Genomic DNA, 16,363 nt, shown 5'->3' on the forward strand with positions numbered 1-16,363 from the left:
CTGGTCAGCGAGGTGCAACTCGCTGGTCGAACCGGCCGGGCGGGTGATGACCGCTCGGCCGTTCGCTTTCTATGCGGTCGGAATGCGTGTGCCCGGTGCGTAGGTGTCTTCCCAGTAGGCAAGCGGTCCGTCTTCGTCGTGGAAGGTCACGTTCGTGACGAGGACGGCCACGGCGACATGCGCGGGTGCATCGAGTTGCAGTGCGTCGATCTCATCCTGTGACGCCTGCCGCGCTCGGGCTGTCCGCTGACCCTTGGTGACCTCACGACCGGTGCGCTCGGTGTAGATCTCCCCGAAATAGCGCTCCATCCGCCCTTCCTCGGCCAGTTCGGGCACTTCGTTCGTCGTTCTGGGCGGGTAGACCGAGACGCCGACGCTCGTCGGCTGGCCATCCTGTCGGAACGTCCGGATGCGGATGACGACCTCGTCGCCTGGCTCGATCTCAAGAGCGCGGCACACGTCGGCGTCATACACCGAGCGCCGCATCACGCGATGCCCCGTCGAGTCCTCTCCGGGTCCGTAGCGCCGGCCAGTCCGGTTCAATCGGTCGAGCCGGTCGACTCCGCTGATGACGATGCTGGGGCGCGCGGCAACCGTCGTTCCCTTTCCAGGGCGGCTGACGATCAGGCCTTCGGACTTGAGGATGTCGTAGGCGCGGACGATCGTCGTTCGGTTCACCTCGAACTGGTCGGAGGCTTCCTTGTAGGACGGCATCGCGTCCCCGGGGTTGAGTTCCCCGTCGGTGATCTGCCGCCTGAAGTGGGTGGCGATTTCGGCGTATCCAAGCATCGCTCCTTCCTCTCCCTTCGCTGGATGTCTCTCGACCATAGGGACGACTCTCCCTCTGGTCAACTGGTTGACACCGGTGGACCACCGGATTACCGTCATTCTCGCATCGCCGGAAGGCCAGCGAAAAGGCGGCCCGGCGTTCTATCCGCCTTGCGTGTGACCAGAGGAAGGAGCACCACTCATGGCCGCCACCACTCGCACCGCCGCAGCCCCCACCACCATCCCCACCGCCCCGCTCCCGGCTGCTGCCGTCGAGCTGGCGTCTCGTATCGAGGCGCACTTCCCGCTGATTCAGGCGGTCACCCAGTACGAGACGGCCGCGGTACGTGCCGTGCAGCTGGCGGCGCTCGCCGAGGCCGGTCAGATGCTGTCCGACCTGGACGCCGACAGCCTCGCGCACGCCGAGGACCTGATGGCGGGCCTCCTGCCGCTGATCGGCGGTGCGTGATGGGCGCCGTGTCGAACGGGTACAGCCTGCGCTGGCAGCGTCTCGCGCACCGGGCGCTCGGCGAGTTCCTGGCCGTCGCCACCAAGAAGCAGATGCCGGCCCTGTCGTGGACGATCGCCACCTCGGGTGCCCTCGTCGGCGACGTGGACTCGCTGGCGACCACACCGGAGAAGCAGCGGGCCACCTTCGATGCCTGGGCCAAGCAGCTGGACGCGAAGGTCACACCGGAGCGGGTCACGTCGGACGGTGTCGCCCACCTGTACGCGCAGTTCGCGTGGTCCAAGGACTCCGAGGTGCGTGGCGCGATCCGCGCCGAGATCTATCCGCCGATGGACGTCGAGGACGGTGACCTCTGATGGCCCGCGAGACCCTCGCCGACCTCCCGGCCGGTCACCCGCGTGGTGTGCTGCCGACGGAGGAGCTGGCGAAGCAGTTCCGCGACCAGGGTGTTCCCGCGACCGTCGTCCAGGATCTGCCGTCGGACCGGTTCCTCGTCGTCGCCCCGGCCGAGGAGGTGTAGCGGTGAGCGCCGAACACGAGAAGACGAAGCCGCCGCTTCCGGTCCGGCCGCCGCGCCCGCACCCGCAGGGGGTGACGTGGTGACCCCGGCAGAGCAGGGCCGTAGCGCCCGCGCCCTCGCCGAACAGGCCAGGCAGCGCATGGAAGCGGCGAAAGCCGCGGCAGCCGCCGCTGAGGCGGCCCGGAAGGCTGCTGAACAGCGGCGCTAACCCCTAGACCGCCGCGCCGGCGGTCCGACAATCCCCCCGTCCCGCGCCCTGTCGTTAGGAGTTTCGTATGGCAAGCGACGAGCCGTGCCTTGACTGCGGCGAATCCATCGCTGGAAAGGTTCGGCGAGGGCGCTGCGAGAACTGCTACAGGGCCCTCTTGAAGCAGCTGAAGCGGTCTGGAGAGTACGAGCGACTCTCTGCGCCCGCGGAAGACTTCTCGCCCTCGGCCATTGGTCCCGCAATCCTGGATCGCATCGAGGTCGCCGAGGGAGATTGCTGGCGTTACCTGGGATTCATCAACTCGTCCGGTTATGGCGTGGTGGACCCGAGTCGTAGGGCCTCGCAGCTTCGAGTGCATCGGGTGGTGTGGGAGTTCCTGGTCGCGCCGATCCCCGACGGGCTGGAGTTGGATCACCTCTGCCACGGTCGTGACGAGCAGTGTCCTGGCGGGGACCAGTGCCTGCACCGCCGATGCGTGAACCCGGCCCATCTGGAGCCGGTGTCGGGAGCAGTCAACAACGCCCGCAGCAAGAGCCCGACGTCCATCAATGCCCAGAAGACGCACTGCATACGGGGCCACGCGTTCACTCCCGAGAACACGTACTGGCGTTCCACACGCAACGGCAAAACCCAGCCGTCCCGGCAGTGCCGTGAGTGTAAGCGGATCTTGCGCAAGCGCTCCCGATCCGCCGCCTGACCCGCACCACCCCCACGTTCCTACTGACCCGAGAGGGCTTGTGATCCGTCATGTCTCCGTACCTGTTTACCGTCTCTGTCCTGGCCTCGCCGACCGGCTCGTCGAAGGTTCTGAACGTCGAGGAGCAGTTGGTCGCCGACTGGATGGCGGCGCGCGCCGACGACGACCGGGACCGCATGCGGTCTCTGCGGAAGTTCGCCGCCGCCATCAACCCCGAGCTCCTGGCCGAGCTCGACGGGTTCGACTACCCGGCAGCGGCCTGATGGCCACGGTCGAGATCGTCAGCTTCGGGTTCCTGTACGGCCCGGCCCCGGAGGCGGACGTGGTGCTGGATCTGCGGCGGGCGTTCCGTGACCCGCACGTCGACCCGCGGCTGCGCGAGTTGACCGGCCGGGACCGGCTGGTACGGCGGGCCGTACTCCACACCGCCGGTGTCCGCCGGCTCCTGCGGGCCACCACCCGCCAGGTGCAGGCATACAGCGCAGGCCCGTCCGCCGACCGGATCGTCGTCGGCTCGGGTTGTGCAGGCGGCCGCCACCGTTCAGTTGTGGTCGCCGATCGGCTCGCCCGCCGGCTCCGCCGCCGCGGCCACACCGTGACCGTCACCCACCGCGACATCCGTCGCCCCGTCGTACAGCGCTAACCCACAACCCGCATCAACCCACACACCAAGGAGAACTCATGGCTGGCGCACGTCACTTCTTCGGGCGCGGTACCTCATCCGACGAGCAGCTCAAGAGCGAGATCCAGGCCGATGTGGCTGCCGCCCGCGGCGCGCAGCGCGACCTGACCGCGGCCGGCCAGTACGGGCCGCGGCCCGCATGGGTGAGGCCGCCGACGAGGCCCTGGACGAGATCAACGACCTGAAGCGCGGCGTCTGGAAACCGAAGCACGCCTGACCCCCTAGCCGCCGGACGGCAGACACCTACCCCCCCGTCCTGCCGTCCGGCACCTTCCCTGGCCTTGCCGGGGGCCGCATCACCGGTGCAGCCCCCAGCACGACCAGCACCACCGAATCCCCTTCACCAACCCGAGAGGACGCTCATGAAACGGAAGGTCACCTACGACGCCTACGCCACGACCAAGTCCGGCGAGCGCGTCTTCGTGCAGGGCGAGGCCGAGTTCGACGACACCTGGATCTCACCCAGCCGCAAGACGGACGTAGCCATGTCCTCCCTGCAACGGCAGGGCTTCCGTAACCCGCACATCGTCGACGCCAAGGTCGCCGACGACTGACCCACCACCCCAGCCCCGGCAACCACGCCGTGAGGGAACCGGCTCGAAACCGGCCCGGGGCACGCACCACGCACCGAACCCGACAACGAGGAGTAGCAGTGAGCGTGTACAAGATCGGCGACCGGGTCACGGTCGTCTCCGCGGGCCCCGACAACCCGGGCACCGAGGGCAAGACCGGTGTCGTCGTCGACGACGACTCCCTGTCCGGCGGCCTGATCGCCGTGAAGGGCATCGACGGCCGGATCGCCGAGGCCGTCAAGGGCTACCGCGGCTACTACGCCGAGCAGCTGCGGAAGGCGTGACCGGCGTGGGCTGGATCAGCAGCAAGCAGCAGGAACGCGACCACAACGGCCAACGGAACATCTGCTCCGCCGACGGCCACCCCAGCACCGACGAGGACCCGCTGGTGACCAACTTGGACGGATTCCGCATCCACCGATCCCACACCACCGATCCGACCAGCGGCTTCTACGGCCAGCAGCAGAACTGACCTCGAACGCACCGACAGACCGAAAGGACATCGATCACCGTGACCGCCACATCCGTCAAGAAGGTCAACGGCCACGCCGCGGCCTCGCCCGAGCCCCGGTTCGACCCGGTCGCCCTGGCCGAGGCGGAGGCGATCCGGACCCGCGCCGCCGCCGAAGCCGACGCGCTGCGCAAAAAGGCCGAAGGTGAGGCGAAGGCCGCCGAGATCCTCGCCGCCGAGCAGGCTGAGGCGCTGCGCCTGGAGAACGAGAAGCAGCAGCTGACGCTGAACCGTAACCAGCTGCGCTTCCAGCGCGAGGAAGCCGAGCAGCGCACAAAGATCGAGAAGGCGGAGAAGGAGCGCGAGGACATCGCGCGCGCCCGTGCCAATGAGCAGCGCGCCGAGCAGGAGCAGCAGCAGTCCGAGGCGCAGGCTGCCGCGGAGGTGAAGGACGCCGACGACAAGTGGCGCTCCTACGCGATCCGCTTCGCGGTCGTCTGCGGCATCGTGTCCCTGCCGGTGCAGATGTCGTTCTTCTGGAACCCGCGTGCGCCGTGGATGGCCGCCGCGCCGATCATGCTCGAAGGTGCGGCGTGGGTAGTTCACCGCGGCGCCCGCGCGGCTGCCGTCAGCAAGCGGCCGGTGTGGCACTACCGGACCATCGTCTGGCTGCTCGCGTTCCTCGCGGCCGGCGTGAACCTGTACCACGGCCTCCACTCCTTCGACCCCGGAACCGCCGTCGCGACTGCGTTCGCGTCGATCGCCGGCCCCGGCGTGTGGGACCTCCACGAGAACGGACGCATCCGTAAGCGGGATGGAGTCCTCACGCGTCGGGAGCGCCGGGCAGCGGAGAAGGCGGCAAAGGAGATGGCCCGACAGCGGGCCGCAGAGGAGGAGCGGAAGCGCGCTGAGAAGAAGGCTGCCGACGAGGCCGCGGAGAAGGCTCGGCAGGAGTTGCGCGAGACGCGGCAGACCGTCTTCAAGGACGTGTGGGAGGAGGCCGTGAAGATCGGTGCCGCGCTCGGCAAGGAGCCCGACGACCCGGCCGTGTGGCCGCGCGCCTACCGCAACATCAAGGGCTGCGAGCCGGGTGAGTCCATCGAGTCCATCAGCTCCCGTCGCGCCGCCGAAAGGCGTGTTGAGTCAGCCCTCTCTGGCACCCCCGTGAACACCCTCAGCAAGACCAAGAACGCGCAGCGTGCTGCTCAAATGCCCACCGGCCCGAATCGGGTCCTGAAGGCCCGCGCTACAAGGCGCCCTGGAGACACCCCGAAGTACGCCGACGCCGCTCGGAAGCAGGCCGCCATCACCGCCAGGCAGGCGGCCAAGAACGACCGCCCGAACGACAACTAACCCACCTCACTGGAGAGATCATCATGACCCCGTCCTTCCGTCAGTTCGCCGTCTCGGGCAGCGCGGCCGTTGCCCTCCTCGGCGGTGCCGCCGCGATCACCATGGCCACCCCGAGCCCGGCGTCCGCCGCCACCCAGACCGTCGCCGAGCGCGCCGTCACCGCCCCCGTCACCCTGCCCAATGGCCGCACCCTGCGGATCACCGGCATGGGCGGCTACGGACACACCGCGACCGCCGACCACATCGCCACCGTCGCCGCGTACAAGACGGCCGGCAACCCGGGCACGACCACCGGCGACACCCCGGCGGGCAGCGGCGTCGGCACCGTCCTGCAGAACCCGTACAACACCCCGACGATGCAGACCGGCTACAACCAGCAGATCACCACCCAGGCGTCGGGCGCCGCCATCAGTGTCACCGTCGCGATCGGCATCGGCCTGCTGATCGGCGTGGTCGTCATGATCAAGCGTGGGAGCGTCAAGTTCGTGCAGGCCTTCGCCTGCGTCGCCCTCGGCGTGTACCTGGCGCCGACCATGGTCGGCCCGCTGATCACCAACCTCGGTGGTTCCGTCGGCGGATCCCTCGGCAACCTCTGGTCCGGCTTCTAGCCACCCCACGGCGGCGCCCACCCCGGGCGCCGCCCCCCAATCCCAGGAAGGAACGGCTCGTGGCCACCGAAGCCCAGCCCATCGAGCAGCAGATCCCGCCCATGCCCACCGAGGCCCCCGCCGTGGCCGAGCCGACCCGCAGCGACAAGGTCAAGGCCGCCCTCCAGGCCCAGAGCGGCCACGCACGCGCTCGCCTCGGCGACTGGCTCAAGGGCGGCGACCTCGACCCCGTCGACCTCATCCAGGCGGCCACCAAGCGGAAGCACGACAAGCACGGTCAGCAGATCGCCCACCAGAACAGCGCCCTCGCCGCCGCGGCCGGACAACTCGCCCACGCCAAGATGCGCGCCGAGAACGGCGAGCCGGTCAGTGCCGGAACCCTGTCCTCACTGGCCGCCCGCGTCGCCGCTGAGGAGTCCAAGCTCGCCCAGTTGCAGGCCACGCCCGTGCTGCCGCCCACCGACCGGGAGATCGCCAACGTTGGACACAGCAAGCGCGCCGGACGCGCCGCCATACTGTTCGGCGGCGGACTCACGTCCCTGTCCGTCGTCGGCACCAGCATCGAAATGGCCGCCCACGGCCAGCCCATGCTGCTCGCGGCGCTCGGCACCGCAGCCGGATACGGCTGGTACCTCGTGTCCCGCCCTTTCGACGCCGGCCAGCCTGCACCTGCCCCGACCACGGAGACGCAGACGCTGGCCGCCCCGGTCGACCTGGTGAAGACGGAGGCGCAGCCTGGGATGCGGGACTTCAACGCCCCGCCGCCGCCCGCGCTCACGGTTAAGGAACTCGACGAGGCGCTGCGCGCCATCGGCGAGGTCCGCGGCGACGAGCAACTGCAGATCCTCGCAGTCCCGCAGCGCGACGGCGACGGCAACACCACTGTCGTCTTCGACCTGCCGCCCCGCACCACCGTCGCCGAACTCAAGAAGAAGCTGCCCAAGCTCGCGGGCGCCCTCGGCCGCGACGTGTCCATGGTGGACATCGAGAAAGCGGGCACCGAGGTCCGCACCTCCCTGTGGATGACCGACAAGGACCCGTTCGCGACCACCAGGCCGTCGCCGCTCATCAAGAAGCCGTCACAGCTGGACGCCTGGAAGGACGGCGTACCCGTCGGCTGGAACAAGCGCGGCATCACGATCCGGCTCGCGATCAACAATCAGTCGTTCGTCATCGCGGGAACCAGCCGCTCCGGCAAGGGAGTCGGCGCGTCCAACCTCGTTGTCGGTGCCAGCTTCGACCCCCGCATCAACCTGCGGATCGTTGCCGGCAAGCAGAACGCGGAGTGGAACCCCTACGCCAAGGCGGGCGTCGCCTCGACCTACTTCAAGCCCGATCCGGCCCGTCTGCTGGCGCTCCTCCAGGCCTTGCTTGCCGACAAGGACCGGCGGGAACGCGCGCTCAACGACCTCGGCAAGAGCAAGCTGGTCGCGCCCATCATCGACAAGATCGGCGGCCTGGAGGTCGTCGTCATCGACGAGGTCGCCACCTACACGCGCCCCGGCAAGCCGCTGCGTGAGGAAATCACCGAGGCGCTGATCGAACTGTCCGCGGTTGCTCTCGGTGCGGGCATCATCCTTGTGCTGATCACCCAGTATCCGGAGGTCGACGTCATCCCGCAGGCCCTGTCCGCGAACCTCGGGGCCAAGTGGGCGATGCGGGTGGAGAACGCCACTCAGTCCAACGCGATCCTCGGTGCCGGACAAGCGGGTGCGGGCCGTGATGCGTCCAAGTTCGACCCGCCGCGGCCCGGCTTCGGCTGGCTGGTCAACCCGTTCGCGGGCGTCACTGACCTGGCGCGGTCCTTCGATCTGGACGAGGACGAGCGCGGCGAGATCAGCATGCTGCTGGAGAAGGCCGCGAAGATCCGCGAGGCTGCGGGTCGTCTGGCCGGGCAGTGGGACGACCCGATCGAGAAGCACCTCCTGAACACCACCGGCCTTTCGTCGGCGGCCGGCGGCCCGAAGCGCGACGGAGTGCCGGGCCGGAACGTGCTGAACCTCCGGCCGGAGCAACGCATGCAGATGGACGCGTTGCGGGGCTGCCTGATCGCCATGGACGACCTCGGCCGGGATGTGGCACAGCTCAAGGAGATGGCCGAGATCATCGGCGGCGGCATGACCGAGGAGCGGCTCAGCGAGCTCCTGCGGGACGGTGGCGCCGGCGGAACCGTCAAGGTCACGATCCCGGGCCTCCCGAACCGCGTGAACGGCTACAAGCGAGCCGACATCGCCGACGCGCTCGAACTCCTCGAAGGTAACTAGGTCTGGCGGTATATACCGCTTTGCCCCGGACAGTCCTGGGTGAAATGTGACATTCACCCGGACTGCACCCCGGACATCCGACCTTGTGCCCCGGACGCCACCCGGACGCGACCCGGGTCACGACCACCCCCCGTCCGGGGGTACGTCCGGGGGCAAACCACCACAAGTCCACCCGGCAAACCACCACAAACAAGACTGGAGATCGCTTATGTCCGGTAAGACCTGGGAGCCCACCAAGAAGGGCGCCCGCGACCTCAACAACTTCATCCGCAAGGGCACCACCGTCTACACCAAGCGCACCATGGCCAAGCTCTCACCCGTCCCCCGGCCCGAACAGCACTACGCCGCCCACACCTTCGACTGGCGTTCCCCGATCACCGGGCACTGGATGACCGGCCACCTCAGCGCCGCACAGCTCCTCGCCCAGGAAGGCACCGTCTACGAGAACCAGCCGGACCTGTACGAGATCGGCTACGACGGCCCAGGAGTCTCCGGCCCGCTCGGCGACGGCTACGAGGGCGTCCTCGACGAAGCCGAGATCGGCGGCCTGTGGAAGCAGGTCCGCGACGGCTCCAACCCCCGCACCCGCAGGCCCGCCAACTCCTGGCGCATCTAACCCAACCCAACACCCCTGGCGGCAAGGAGAACCCCATGGGAATCGGCATGATCCGCTACCGCGTCGAGCGGCCGGACGGCGAGTTCCTCGACGAGTTCAGCAGCAACGCACCCGACTTCGCCAAGTGGAGGATCGACCGCATCCGCAAGTACGTCCCCGACCTCACGGTCAAAGAGACCCCAGACGACCGCGAGTAGCTCAGCCGGGGCGCCCCTCGATGCCTGCCAGCGAACCAGGGGCGCCCCGCACCTCCCGCCCAATCACCAGACCAGACAAGGAGATCACCATCATGCCCTCGCGCATGACTGACCAGGAATGGGAAGCCCAGAACGGCCCCCTCTCACCCAGCGAAGCCGTAACCCGCGGCCTGTGCTGGTGCTGCACCGGCAACGGCAAGCTGTACAGCGCGTTCGGCGGCCAGCAGATCGTCACCCCGTGCCCCGAGAAGTGCGACAACGGCAAGGCCCGCCCATGACCACAGCCACCCGCACCCCCGCCCCCGCGCCCGTCCTCGACTTCGATACCCGGCTCGCGCTGGCCGGCGCCTACATCGACCACAGGCTCGCCGAAGTCGCCGTCGCCGTCGCCGTCAACACCGCCCACATCGACATCGAGCCCGCACCTGTCATCGACGCCCCGCCGGTCACCGTCCGCCCGACCATCCCCTGCCCCTACAGCACACCCGTAGCCGCCACCCTGTGGCAGGCCCGGCGGATCCTCGGCGAGCGCGGATGGTGCCGCGGCCACCTCGTCGGTGAGCAAGGCGCCGTCTGCCTCATGGGCGCCGTCGAAGTCGCCGCACCCGGCGGCAGCCGCGCCTACCGCGACGCCATCGACACCCTCCTCGAAGCCATCCGCCGCGATTTCCGCGATGCCCAGTCCGTACCCCACTGGAACGACCAGCACGGCAACCCCTACCTCGCCTACCGATTCCTCGACCAAGCCGCCGAACTCGCCCACAACCGAAACCAGTAGGAGACGCCATGCCCAAGCCCACCGACGCAGAACTCGACGTCTACGCCGCCGAGAACGAAGCCCTCGCCGAGTACCGCCGAGCCCAAGCCGCCCTCTACGAGAACACCGCCCGCGAAGCCACCGCCCGAATCGACCACGAAACCCCCGAATACCAGCGCCTCAACCAGGCCGTCATCGACGCCGGGAAGCGACTCCCGAAGCGGTTCAAGCACCTCAGGAAGGACGTCTGAGCGTGGGAATCAGCATCAGCCACGGCGTCCCCTCCACCCGGTCCGCGCTCACCATCGCCAACCTCGGCCAGCACCTCGCCCACACCCGCAGCCAGTAAGGAGCCCGCATGAGGCTGTTCAACCGCAACACCGCCCCACAGGTCATCGCCACAGGAGAAGAGATCGACGCCGTCGGCAAGGCCCTCGCTGCAGGCGACGACCGTCTTGCGAACCAACTCTGCGACCGCGCCGGATCCGAAAGCCAGCGCCTGGCCATGGCCATCCTCGCCGCCAGCGTCGACCACACCCCGCCGAACTAGACAGCAGAACAGCCCCGGCCGTCGTCTGCGGCCGGGGCTTTCGTGTCGCCGGGAACAGCGCGCGCCATCCACCGCGCCCCGGTCAACTCGACCGGCGGCATCGCCAGCTGTAGGCCGGCGTCCAGGAGGAGCCGCAGCCCGGCCGCGGTCTCCTGCTCGTCGTCGCCCTGCACTGTGAACCTGAGCGCCATACCCGGATTGTGGCGGGCGGCGTGGGGGAGCGGGGAGGGAATGGGTCGATTCGCGAAGAGGCCCCGCTTCGGGTGTTGTCCGGGCGGGGCCTTCGTCATGCGGTGGGTTACCCGCCGTGGAAACGGATGCCCTTCCTGAGTCGCTGGATCAGTTGCCGCTCGGACGCTTCCACCGCTGCGTCGTCGATCACGAGCAGTTGCCCGGGCGGGCAGTACGGGCTGGCGCGCAGGGTGAGGTGGTCGTAGCCGTGCTCGTCGATGGCTGCTTGGATCTCGTCGACACGATGGGGCTCGCAGAGGATGGTGCGCTTGGCGTCGCCTGCGATCTGGGCCCAGAATGCGTCGTCAACGTTGCTCATGTGGGTTCCTCGTCCGGGTGCACCGGGCCCGCGCACGGGTCAATCAAGTCTGCTGCCAGCTTCGCTCCCAAGGTGACCGCATACGTGTAGTCGTAAGACGAGTCCTGAGCCCCGTCGTAGTCGAGGGCCCACGTCCGTTGCTGCTCGGCCAGTTCGTGCGCGAAGGCGTCGAGGTTCGCTTCGGCCCGAGCCGTGCTCAGTCCCGACTGCTGGAGGTAGGCCAGCAGCCTGCCCCGTGCCGACACGCTCATGTGGTCGTCTCCTCAGTGCTCTTGCTGCTGATGCCGGGTCCACCGATCTGTTCGGGCCCACGCTCGGGTTGCTTGTTGCCGGGCCAGCGGACGTGCCACCGGATGTATTCGCGGATCAGCCGGGTGCGGTTGCGGTCGCCGACGGCTTGACCGAGGGCTTCCCACTCGTCGTCAGGGATGCGGATCGGGCGCATGGGCGTGTGCCCCTCGGTGTTCTGCTTGGCCATTGTGCCAGCGTAGTCGTGTATATGCATGAGTTCCAGCATAGGGGTTGCCGTGTATATGCACCATGGGTACGGTGTGCATATACACAAAGCCCCGAGGAGGCCCCAATGTCCCGAGCCATGGACCGCATCCGCCGCGAGGCGATGGAGCAGTACGGCGACGCGCCCACCGACGCCCTGGAGGCGTTGACGCACGTCCTCAAGGTGTACGCCGACGAGTCGGACAGCCGCCTGATGGTCGAGGCCACGAACGGCATCTACGGCGACGGTGTCCGCACCGGACTCACCATGGGTGACCTGCGAGCCCTCGCCGCTCGGCTCGCCGCCTGACCCACCCCCGGCCCGGCCTCTTCCGGCCCGGCCTCTTCCGGCCGGGCCCGCCGTTCCACCGCACACCCGCACCAAGACGGACCCGTGAGGAGCCCCCGATGACCCGCCGCGACTGGAACCCGCTCTACATCCTCCGCTGGGACGCCGCCGACGGCCCCCACCAGACCGACGGCACCTCCCGGGACATCCATGCCGCCGCCCCGCGCATCAACCAGCTCGGCGACCGTGGCGACGTGTGGAACATCACCGTCATCGACGAAACCGGCACCGACGTCACCGGCCGCTTCTTCCACCACCTGGAGGCGGCAGCATGATCGCCCTCCCGCGCCTGGGTGTCCCGGTCCCGGACGGCATCGCCCTCCGCATCGCCCGCCAACTCCCCGACCACATCCAGCAGGCGATCGGTGAAGCGGCGGAGGCGGGCCGGCTGCTCACCTGCCGCGTCCACGCCGTCAGCCCGTTCGACGTCCGCATGGAAGCTGGCGGTCACCTCCACCAGCGGTTGGCACGCGCCAACAAACAGTTGGCCGCCCACGACCCCCGACTGACCCACGGCTGGGCCGACATGCCCGGCCGCCGATAGGAGCCCGTCATGGCCGAACCCGCGTCCTCGCCTTCCGTCTGCCGATGCAGCGAGCCAGGCGCGGACCCGTATTCATGTGAGGCAGAGAACTGCGAGGGCGAGTTCTCCGAACTGAATCCCTTCGGGGCGAGCGTGCGCCCGGTCCACGTAGCGAGCGCCGAGACTTCCCGTAGGTGCCCGTGCGGTTGGCGAACGTCCGTCTGGCACGTCGACGACGGATCGGCAGACGAGGAACTGTATCGCCACACCACCCGCGCCCACAGTTCACCGGAACGGGAGGGCCCGCCCGCCGACTGGTGGGAGGAAGACCCCGCCACCGCCGCACGCTGCGACCGCAACCACTGGAACCGAGAGGACTGACCATGACCCAGAAGAAGCCGTCTCAGCCGTGGCGCCTCGTACTGACCACCCCCGGCGCGCCCGTCTACACCAAGCACCGGTCCAAGCCCGCCGCCTACCGGGCAGTCGAGGTCGAGAAGGAGCACGTCAAGGCAGGCACGAGCCGCGTCGTCCGCATCGCCGTCGAGCAGTGGGACGTCGACGGGCAACGCTGGGTCCGCTACGAGAACGTGTGGGCCAAGGGAGACGAGGACTGACCATGCCTCGCCCCCTGTCCGTGACGGCGGCCCGCGCCATCATCGGCGCCGCCGAAACCGCCCCGCCTGCCCCGTCGGTGGCCGAGCAGTACCCGATCCGCAACACCTGAGAGGGCCGCCCCACCGTCCGGGGCGGCCCCCACGCATGCCCGGCTTCGGCGAGACGCCCGGCTTTCGTAACGATCGAGTGAATCTCTCCGGTAAGCGGCAACCACACGCCACCTTTACAAGTCACACACCTCGCACCCGCCAGCGAACACCCCAGGGGGATCCATGAGCGACCAGCCGCCACCACAGCAGCCCGGATGGGCCGGACAGCCGCAGCCCCCCTACGGGCAGCCGCCGTTCCAGCCCCAGCCGAAGGGTGCTGGCGCCGGGAAAATCATCGGCATCGGCTGCGCCGGCCTCCTCGGCCTCGCCATCGTCATCGGTGTCGCCGCAGCCGTCACCGGCAGCAACAGCAGCGACTCCGTCACCTCCACCCCTGCCTCCCACGCCGCAAGCAGCAACGCCTCCTCCGTGGGCAAGAAAGCCAGCCCGGCAAAGAAGAAGCCGCAAGAAGCGCGAACCGGCGACACCATCACCGTCACCGGCATGGAGAACGGCAGCAAACTCGATGTCACCGTCGTCAAGATCGCCGATCCGGGCAAGCCGGCCGACGAATACACCACCGCCGACAGCGGAAACCGGTTCGTCGGCGTGCAGTTCAAGCTGGCCAACACCGGCAGCGCCGTCTACAGCGACAGCCCCTCCAACGGTGCCCAGATCACCGACACGAAGGGCCAGCAGTTCCAGACGACATTCGCCGACATCACCGCCGGACCATCCATGTCCACCGCAGTGAAACTACGGCCCGGCGCCACCGCGCTCGGCTGGATCGTGTTCCAGGTGCCGAAGGGGTCGAAGCTGGCCACCGTGCAGTTCACCATGGACAGCGGATTCGCCGACCAAACCGGCGAATGGAAGATCAGCTAGCCAGACAGCAGACCAACGGCCCCGCCAGCAACTGAGCGGGGCCGTTGGTCTGCGCGCCCACACGCCATCGAACCGCCACTGTCAACCCCCTGGTGCACCATTGGCGTAGTAGTGCCCCGCTTCCCGAACCCGCCGCCGAGGAGCCCCAGCATGCACAACCCCGCACCCGCCGACGACGGCTACGAATGGCCGACATGCGTCACCCCCCGCTGTAACCGCCGCCTGTGGGTCACCGAAGCTGGCAGGTGGGCTTGCCGGCCCTGCGAAGACGCCACCGCGGCCCGCATAGCCGAACTCCCCGGCCTGTTCCGGCAGTTGGACACGACCGCCGCGTTGATGAGGGGCGCCGGCCGCGGCAGCAGTCCGACGTCGGGGAGTCGCACGCCGCCGATCCCGCCCCGCCTGGACGTCCTCAACCTTGTCTCGCCTGGTGGTGTTGCCGCCAAGCTGTCGGCGATCGAGGATGCGTGGCGGAAGGCTCTCGGCTGGACGATCGCATCCTGGCGCGGCAGCCCGGCTCAGTCGATGCCCGCGCTGGTCGCGTTCCTCACCAACAACCTTCTGTGGGCGTGCTCCAGCTACGAGGAGGTCGGCCAGGACATCGACGTAATCCGCAAGCTGCACGGCGAATGCACGGCCCTCGTCAACGACGAGCGGCGCCCCGGCCGGGTGCAGATCGGCAACTGCCCGGTGCGGGTAGGCGACGGCGTGTGCTGGACGCCGTTGACCGCCCGCGCTGACAGTCACCGCGTCCGATGCGAGGGCTGCGGCGCCCGGTGGGAGACACTCGGGGAGTGGCGGGAACTCCGGGCTGCGCAAGAAGCCGTACTCACCGAAGCGGCAGGAGTGGCAGCATGAGCAACTTCGAAGAAACACGGCAGCGCCTCATCGACGCCCTGAACGAGGAGCACAACCCGTCCTACTGGGGTGGCGAACCCCGCGACGCGGAGCAACTCGTCAACGACTTCACGCACGCCCTGGTCGAGCGAATCCACAACACCCCTGAGGTGCCGGAAGCGCTTGACGAAAAAACACCCATCTGTAATCGTAATGCTTGATCGTGGCACACGAGTCGCAACACGCTTCTGGAGCCCCCGCCGTGGATACACCGGTGGGGGCTTTCGCGTACCTCGGGGAGGTGCCGTGGTCGCCTACCCGAACCCGGACGGGCTTGAGATCCACTTCACCCAACTGGCAGGCAGCCGCGACCTCGGTGACCTGTGGGAGGCCGCCCGCACTGCAGGAGTGAAGCCCGGCACCATCCGCGTCTGGGTCACCCGAGGAAAGATCGAACCAGTCCTCGACGGCGAAGCAGGCCAATACTTCCACCTCCCCACCATCCGGCAAGCAGCAGCAGGCGGCGCCAAGTACACGCCAGCCGACCCCGCCGCCAATAGCCGCGGCCCACACGCCCACGCCGCCTGAGACTCCTGCGCGGCGGTGCGCAGGCCGGGCCTTGAAGCGCCACGCGCTCGGCCCACCGTCCGCCCCGGCCCTCAGCGGGAAGCCGGGGCGGACAACCATCCCAGCCCGGGGCTGGCCGCTCACTCCGAGCCCCGACGTCCCGCCGCCCGTCGAGCCCCCGTCACGGGCGGTGGGACCGCAACCCCCAGGGAGGCAGCCATGCCCGACCAGTACCTGCTGCGACTGGAAGCCTCCGGCGAGGTCACCACCGCCCAACCCGAAACCGACGAAACCAGCGCCGGCACCGAGACAGAGGAGGCGGAACAGTGACCGCAGGACTCGCCCCCAGCCTCGTTTCCGGCTGGCTCAACACCCTCCGCACCACCGGCAACGGAGGCGCCGCATACTCCGCTGTCGTCGGTACGTTCGTGCAGCTGCACACCGGCGACCCCGGCGCGGCCGGAACCGCCAACGTCAGCGTTGGCTCGACGACCCGGAACAGCTTCGTGTTCTCCAGCTCGTCGTCCGGCTCGTCCCTGTCCCTCGGCACGGCACCGTCGGCGTGGACGAACGGCGGCACCAGCGAAACACTCACCCACATCTCGGTGTGGACGGCGTCGACTGCCGGAACGCTCCTGTTCACCGTGGCGCTCACCGCCTCGAAGGCGTGGGCGTCCGCGGACCAGTTCTCGCTCTCCACGCTCACCGCGGCGCTGACCCCCCAGGCGGCATAGGGCC

General features: G+C 68.8%; 33 protein-coding genes. 28 read left to right on the forward strand and 5 right to left on the reverse strand.

Translation table 11 applies throughout. The features are described from left to right. Nucleotides 1-69 precede the first annotated feature (69 nt). Entirely contained in the window at nucleotides 70-789 is a 720-nt protein-coding gene (locus AB0P24_RS05190) for a GntR family transcriptional regulator (RefSeq protein ID WP_365790837.1), read from the reverse strand. Nucleotides 790-970: 181 nt separating this feature from the next. Here AB0P24_RS05190 and AB0P24_RS05195 point away from each other — a divergent pair, with 181 nt between their 5' ends. The 19 genes from AB0P24_RS05195 to AB0P24_RS05285 all read left to right on the forward strand — a co-directional run bounded on the left by AB0P24_RS05195 (nucleotide 971) and on the right by AB0P24_RS05285 (nucleotide 10,712). Beyond that, complete coding sequence (locus AB0P24_RS05195; protein ID WP_365790838.1) at nucleotides 971-1,237, forward strand: hypothetical protein; 267 nt, start codon at nucleotides 971-973, stop codon at nucleotides 1,235-1,237. A gap of 8 nt (nucleotides 1,238-1,245) precedes the next feature. Beyond that, nucleotides 1,246-1,593, forward strand: coding sequence for a hypothetical protein (locus AB0P24_RS05200; RefSeq protein WP_365790839.1), 348 nt, complete (start codon nucleotides 1,246-1,248; stop codon nucleotides 1,591-1,593). Continuing rightward, nucleotides 1,593-1,757 carry a hypothetical protein gene (locus tag AB0P24_RS05205; protein ID WP_365790840.1) on the forward strand — a complete coding sequence of 55 codons (165 nt, stop codon included), beginning with the start codon at nucleotides 1,593-1,595 and terminating at the stop codon, nucleotides 1,755-1,757. The genes AB0P24_RS05200 and AB0P24_RS05205 overlap by 1 nt, the downstream gene beginning before the upstream one ends. 365 nt (nucleotides 1,758-2,122) lie before the next feature. Further along, on the forward strand, nucleotides 2,123-2,662 hold the full coding sequence (locus tag AB0P24_RS05210) for an HNH endonuclease signature motif containing protein (RefSeq protein ID WP_365790841.1): 540 nt from the start codon (nucleotides 2,123-2,125) through the stop codon (nucleotides 2,660-2,662). A gap of 50 nt (nucleotides 2,663-2,712) precedes the next feature. Beyond that, on the forward strand, nucleotides 2,713-2,925 hold the full coding sequence (locus tag AB0P24_RS05215; RefSeq protein ID WP_365790842.1) for a hypothetical protein: 213 nt from the start codon (nucleotides 2,713-2,715) through the stop codon (nucleotides 2,923-2,925). Then, entirely contained in the window at nucleotides 2,925-3,305 is a 381-nt protein-coding gene (locus tag AB0P24_RS05220; protein WP_365790843.1) for an RNase adapter RapZ, read from the forward strand. Before AB0P24_RS05215 ends, AB0P24_RS05220 begins: the two co-directional genes overlap by 1 nt. Before the next feature lie 38 nt (nucleotides 3,306-3,343). Then, nucleotides 3,344-3,529, forward strand: a complete 186-nt coding sequence (locus AB0P24_RS05225) for a hypothetical protein (RefSeq protein ID WP_365790844.1) — start codon at nucleotides 3,344-3,346, stop codon at nucleotides 3,527-3,529. Nucleotides 3,530-3,706: 177 nt separating this feature from the next. Next, a complete protein-coding gene (locus AB0P24_RS05230) occupies nucleotides 3,707-3,898 on the forward strand; it encodes a hypothetical protein (RefSeq protein WP_365790845.1) in 192 nt (63 codons plus the stop codon). 98 nt (nucleotides 3,899-3,996) lie between these two features. Continuing rightward, nucleotides 3,997-4,200: a hypothetical protein gene (locus AB0P24_RS05235; RefSeq protein ID WP_365790846.1), complete on the forward strand. Its 204-nt coding sequence runs from the start codon at nucleotides 3,997-3,999 to the stop codon at nucleotides 4,198-4,200. A gap of 5 nt (nucleotides 4,201-4,205) precedes the next feature. Beyond that, a complete protein-coding gene (locus AB0P24_RS05240; RefSeq protein WP_365790847.1) occupies nucleotides 4,206-4,388 on the forward strand; it encodes a hypothetical protein in 183 nt (60 codons plus the stop codon). 39 nt (nucleotides 4,389-4,427) lie between these two features. Beyond that, nucleotides 4,428-5,720: a hypothetical protein gene (locus AB0P24_RS05245; protein WP_365790848.1), complete on the forward strand. Its 1,293-nt coding sequence runs from the start codon at nucleotides 4,428-4,430 to the stop codon at nucleotides 5,718-5,720. Between the two features lie 23 nt (nucleotides 5,721-5,743). Beyond that, nucleotides 5,744-6,328 (forward strand): hypothetical protein, encoded by a 585-nt coding sequence (locus AB0P24_RS05250; protein WP_365790849.1) that lies wholly within the window; start codon nucleotides 5,744-5,746, stop codon nucleotides 6,326-6,328. Between the two features lie 59 nt (nucleotides 6,329-6,387). Beyond that, entirely contained in the window at nucleotides 6,388-8,592 is a 2,205-nt protein-coding gene (locus AB0P24_RS05255; RefSeq protein ID WP_365790850.1) for a hypothetical protein, read from the forward strand. Between the two features lie 208 nt (nucleotides 8,593-8,800). Continuing rightward, nucleotides 8,801-9,208, forward strand: coding sequence for a hypothetical protein (locus tag AB0P24_RS05260; RefSeq protein WP_365790851.1), 408 nt, complete (start codon nucleotides 8,801-8,803; stop codon nucleotides 9,206-9,208). Nucleotides 9,209-9,243: 35 nt separating this feature from the next. Beyond that, nucleotides 9,244-9,405 carry a hypothetical protein gene (locus AB0P24_RS05265; protein WP_365790852.1) on the forward strand — a complete coding sequence of 54 codons (162 nt, stop codon included), beginning with the start codon at nucleotides 9,244-9,246 and terminating at the stop codon, nucleotides 9,403-9,405. A 104-nt stretch (nucleotides 9,406-9,509) separates the two neighbouring features. After that, nucleotides 9,510-9,683, forward strand: coding sequence for a hypothetical protein (locus tag AB0P24_RS05270; protein ID WP_365790853.1), 174 nt, complete (start codon nucleotides 9,510-9,512; stop codon nucleotides 9,681-9,683). Beyond that, nucleotides 9,680-10,183, forward strand: a complete 504-nt coding sequence (locus AB0P24_RS05275; RefSeq protein ID WP_365790854.1) for a hypothetical protein — start codon at nucleotides 9,680-9,682, stop codon at nucleotides 10,181-10,183. Before AB0P24_RS05270 ends, AB0P24_RS05275 begins: the two co-directional genes overlap by 4 nt. 8 nt (nucleotides 10,184-10,191) lie before the next feature. After that, nucleotides 10,192-10,413: a hypothetical protein gene (locus AB0P24_RS05280; RefSeq protein WP_365790855.1), complete on the forward strand. Its 222-nt coding sequence runs from the start codon at nucleotides 10,192-10,194 to the stop codon at nucleotides 10,411-10,413. 107 nt (nucleotides 10,414-10,520) lie between these two features. Continuing rightward, nucleotides 10,521-10,712, forward strand: a complete 192-nt coding sequence (locus tag AB0P24_RS05285) for a hypothetical protein (RefSeq protein WP_365790856.1) — start codon at nucleotides 10,521-10,523, stop codon at nucleotides 10,710-10,712. On the opposite strand, the gene AB0P24_RS05290 is transcribed toward AB0P24_RS05285, so the two are convergent. From AB0P24_RS05290 to AB0P24_RS05305, 4 genes are all read right to left on the reverse strand, one after another. After that, on the reverse strand, nucleotides 10,709-10,903 hold the full coding sequence (locus AB0P24_RS05290) for a hypothetical protein (RefSeq protein ID WP_365790857.1): 195 nt from the start codon (nucleotides 10,901-10,903) through the stop codon (nucleotides 10,709-10,711). The two genes, AB0P24_RS05285 and AB0P24_RS05290, sit on opposite strands and share 4 nt — an antisense overlap. A 107-nt stretch (nucleotides 10,904-11,010) precedes the next feature. Next, nucleotides 11,011-11,262 (reverse strand): hypothetical protein, encoded by a 252-nt coding sequence (locus tag AB0P24_RS05295; RefSeq protein ID WP_365790858.1) that lies wholly within the window; start codon nucleotides 11,260-11,262, stop codon nucleotides 11,011-11,013. After that, nucleotides 11,259-11,513, reverse strand: coding sequence for a hypothetical protein (locus AB0P24_RS05300; RefSeq protein WP_365790859.1), 255 nt, complete (start codon nucleotides 11,511-11,513; stop codon nucleotides 11,259-11,261). Before AB0P24_RS05300 ends, AB0P24_RS05295 begins: the two co-directional genes overlap by 4 nt. Further along, nucleotides 11,510-11,740, reverse strand: coding sequence for a hypothetical protein (locus AB0P24_RS05305; protein WP_365790860.1), 231 nt, complete (start codon nucleotides 11,738-11,740; stop codon nucleotides 11,510-11,512). Before AB0P24_RS05305 ends, AB0P24_RS05300 begins: the two co-directional genes overlap by 4 nt. Nucleotides 11,741-11,845: 105 nt before the next feature. Here AB0P24_RS05305 and AB0P24_RS05310 point away from each other — a divergent pair, with 105 nt between their 5' ends. The 9 genes from AB0P24_RS05310 (at nucleotide 11,846) to AB0P24_RS05350 (ending at nucleotide 16,359) form a co-directional block, all read left to right on the forward strand. Then, entirely contained in the window at nucleotides 11,846-12,067 is a 222-nt protein-coding gene (locus AB0P24_RS05310) for a hypothetical protein (protein WP_365790861.1), read from the forward strand. A gap of 98 nt (nucleotides 12,068-12,165) precedes the next feature. After that, nucleotides 12,166-12,381, forward strand: a complete 216-nt coding sequence (locus AB0P24_RS05315) for a hypothetical protein (RefSeq protein WP_365790862.1) — start codon at nucleotides 12,166-12,168, stop codon at nucleotides 12,379-12,381. After that, nucleotides 12,378-12,650, forward strand: coding sequence for a hypothetical protein (locus AB0P24_RS05320; protein ID WP_365790863.1), 273 nt, complete (start codon nucleotides 12,378-12,380; stop codon nucleotides 12,648-12,650). The genes AB0P24_RS05315 and AB0P24_RS05320 overlap by 4 nt, the downstream gene beginning before the upstream one ends. A gap of 362 nt (nucleotides 12,651-13,012) precedes the next feature. Next, on the forward strand, nucleotides 13,013-13,246 hold the full coding sequence (locus AB0P24_RS05325) for a hypothetical protein (protein WP_365790864.1): 234 nt from the start codon (nucleotides 13,013-13,015) through the stop codon (nucleotides 13,244-13,246). Between the two features lie 273 nt (nucleotides 13,247-13,519). Further along, entirely contained in the window at nucleotides 13,520-14,221 is a 702-nt protein-coding gene (locus tag AB0P24_RS05330; protein WP_365790865.1) for a DUF4352 domain-containing protein, read from the forward strand. 150 nt (nucleotides 14,222-14,371) lie between these two features. After that, entirely contained in the window at nucleotides 14,372-15,079 is a 708-nt protein-coding gene (locus tag AB0P24_RS05335; protein WP_365790866.1) for a hypothetical protein, read from the forward strand. After that, nucleotides 15,076-15,279 carry a hypothetical protein gene (locus tag AB0P24_RS05340; protein WP_365790867.1) on the forward strand — a complete coding sequence of 68 codons (204 nt, stop codon included), beginning with the start codon at nucleotides 15,076-15,078 and terminating at the stop codon, nucleotides 15,277-15,279. The genes AB0P24_RS05335 and AB0P24_RS05340 overlap by 4 nt, the downstream gene beginning before the upstream one ends. An 85-nt stretch (nucleotides 15,280-15,364) precedes the next feature. After that, nucleotides 15,365-15,646, forward strand: a complete 282-nt coding sequence (locus AB0P24_RS05345; RefSeq protein ID WP_365790868.1) for a hypothetical protein — start codon at nucleotides 15,365-15,367, stop codon at nucleotides 15,644-15,646. Between the two features lie 305 nt (nucleotides 15,647-15,951). Then, the gene (locus tag AB0P24_RS05350) at nucleotides 15,952-16,359 is read left to right on the forward strand and encodes a hypothetical protein (RefSeq protein ID WP_365790869.1); all 408 of its coding nucleotides are present in this window, start codon (nucleotides 15,952-15,954) and stop codon (nucleotides 16,357-16,359) included. Nucleotides 16,360-16,363 lie beyond the last annotated feature (4 nt).

The sequence above is a fragment of the Streptomyces sp. NPDC086519 genome (genome assembly GCF_040686075.1).
Taxonomy (GTDB): Bacteria; Actinomycetota; Actinomycetes; order Streptomycetales; family Streptomycetaceae; genus Streptomyces; species Streptomyces shenzhenensis.

Bases quoted from the DNA above. Each gene is read 5' to 3' on its own strand.
- AB0P24_RS05215 (WP_365790842.1), top strand. From the start codon at position 2,713: ATGTCTCCGTACCTGTTTACCGTCTCTGTCCTGGCCTCGCCGACCGGC.
- AB0P24_RS05290 (WP_365790857.1), bottom strand. From the start codon at position 10,903: ATGGCGCTCAGGTTCACAGTGCAGGGCGACGACGAGCAGGAGACCGCG.
- AB0P24_RS05230 (WP_365790845.1), top strand. From the start codon at position 3,707: ATGAAACGGAAGGTCACCTACGACGCCTACGCCACGACCAAGTCCGGC.
- AB0P24_RS05300 (WP_365790859.1), bottom strand. From the start codon at position 11,513: ATGAGCGTGTCGGCACGGGGCAGGCTGCTGGCCTACCTCCAGCAGTCG.
- AB0P24_RS05280 (WP_365790855.1), top strand. From the start codon at position 10,192: ATGCCCAAGCCCACCGACGCAGAACTCGACGTCTACGCCGCCGAGAAC.
- AB0P24_RS05285 (WP_365790856.1), top strand. From the start codon at position 10,521: ATGAGGCTGTTCAACCGCAACACCGCCCCACAGGTCATCGCCACAGGA.
- AB0P24_RS05190 (WP_365790837.1), bottom strand. From the start codon at position 789: ATGCTTGGATACGCCGAAATCGCCACCCACTTCAGGCGGCAGATCACC.
- AB0P24_RS05310 (WP_365790861.1), top strand. From the start codon at position 11,846: ATGTCCCGAGCCATGGACCGCATCCGCCGCGAGGCGATGGAGCAGTAC.
- AB0P24_RS05260 (WP_365790851.1), top strand. From the start codon at position 8,801: ATGTCCGGTAAGACCTGGGAGCCCACCAAGAAGGGCGCCCGCGACCTC.
- AB0P24_RS05195 (WP_365790838.1), top strand. From the start codon at position 971: ATGGCCGCCACCACTCGCACCGCCGCAGCCCCCACCACCATCCCCACC.
- AB0P24_RS05220 (WP_365790843.1), top strand. From the start codon at position 2,925: ATGGCCACGGTCGAGATCGTCAGCTTCGGGTTCCTGTACGGCCCGGCC.
- AB0P24_RS05205 (WP_365790840.1), top strand. From the start codon at position 1,593: ATGGCCCGCGAGACCCTCGCCGACCTCCCGGCCGGTCACCCGCGTGGT.
- AB0P24_RS05275 (WP_365790854.1), top strand. From the start codon at position 9,680: ATGACCACAGCCACCCGCACCCCCGCCCCCGCGCCCGTCCTCGACTTC.
- AB0P24_RS05315 (WP_365790862.1), top strand. From the start codon at position 12,166: ATGACCCGCCGCGACTGGAACCCGCTCTACATCCTCCGCTGGGACGCC.
- AB0P24_RS05305 (WP_365790860.1), bottom strand. From the start codon at position 11,740: ATGGCCAAGCAGAACACCGAGGGGCACACGCCCATGCGCCCGATCCGC.
- AB0P24_RS05330 (WP_365790865.1), top strand. From the start codon at position 13,520: ATGAGCGACCAGCCGCCACCACAGCAGCCCGGATGGGCCGGACAGCCG.
- AB0P24_RS05270 (WP_365790853.1), top strand. From the start codon at position 9,510: ATGACTGACCAGGAATGGGAAGCCCAGAACGGCCCCCTCTCACCCAGC.
- AB0P24_RS05225 (WP_365790844.1), top strand. From the start codon at position 3,344: ATGGCTGGCGCACGTCACTTCTTCGGGCGCGGTACCTCATCCGACGAG.
- AB0P24_RS05265 (WP_365790852.1), top strand. From the start codon at position 9,244: ATGGGAATCGGCATGATCCGCTACCGCGTCGAGCGGCCGGACGGCGAG.
- AB0P24_RS05295 (WP_365790858.1), bottom strand. From the start codon at position 11,262: ATGAGCAACGTTGACGACGCATTCTGGGCCCAGATCGCAGGCGACGCC.
- AB0P24_RS05250 (WP_365790849.1), top strand. From the start codon at position 5,744: ATGACCCCGTCCTTCCGTCAGTTCGCCGTCTCGGGCAGCGCGGCCGTT.
- AB0P24_RS05335 (WP_365790866.1), top strand. From the start codon at position 14,372: ATGCACAACCCCGCACCCGCCGACGACGGCTACGAATGGCCGACATGC.
- AB0P24_RS05320 (WP_365790863.1), top strand. From the start codon at position 12,378: ATGATCGCCCTCCCGCGCCTGGGTGTCCCGGTCCCGGACGGCATCGCC.
- AB0P24_RS05340 (WP_365790867.1), top strand. From the start codon at position 15,076: ATGAGCAACTTCGAAGAAACACGGCAGCGCCTCATCGACGCCCTGAAC.
- AB0P24_RS05325 (WP_365790864.1), top strand. From the start codon at position 13,013: ATGACCCAGAAGAAGCCGTCTCAGCCGTGGCGCCTCGTACTGACCACC.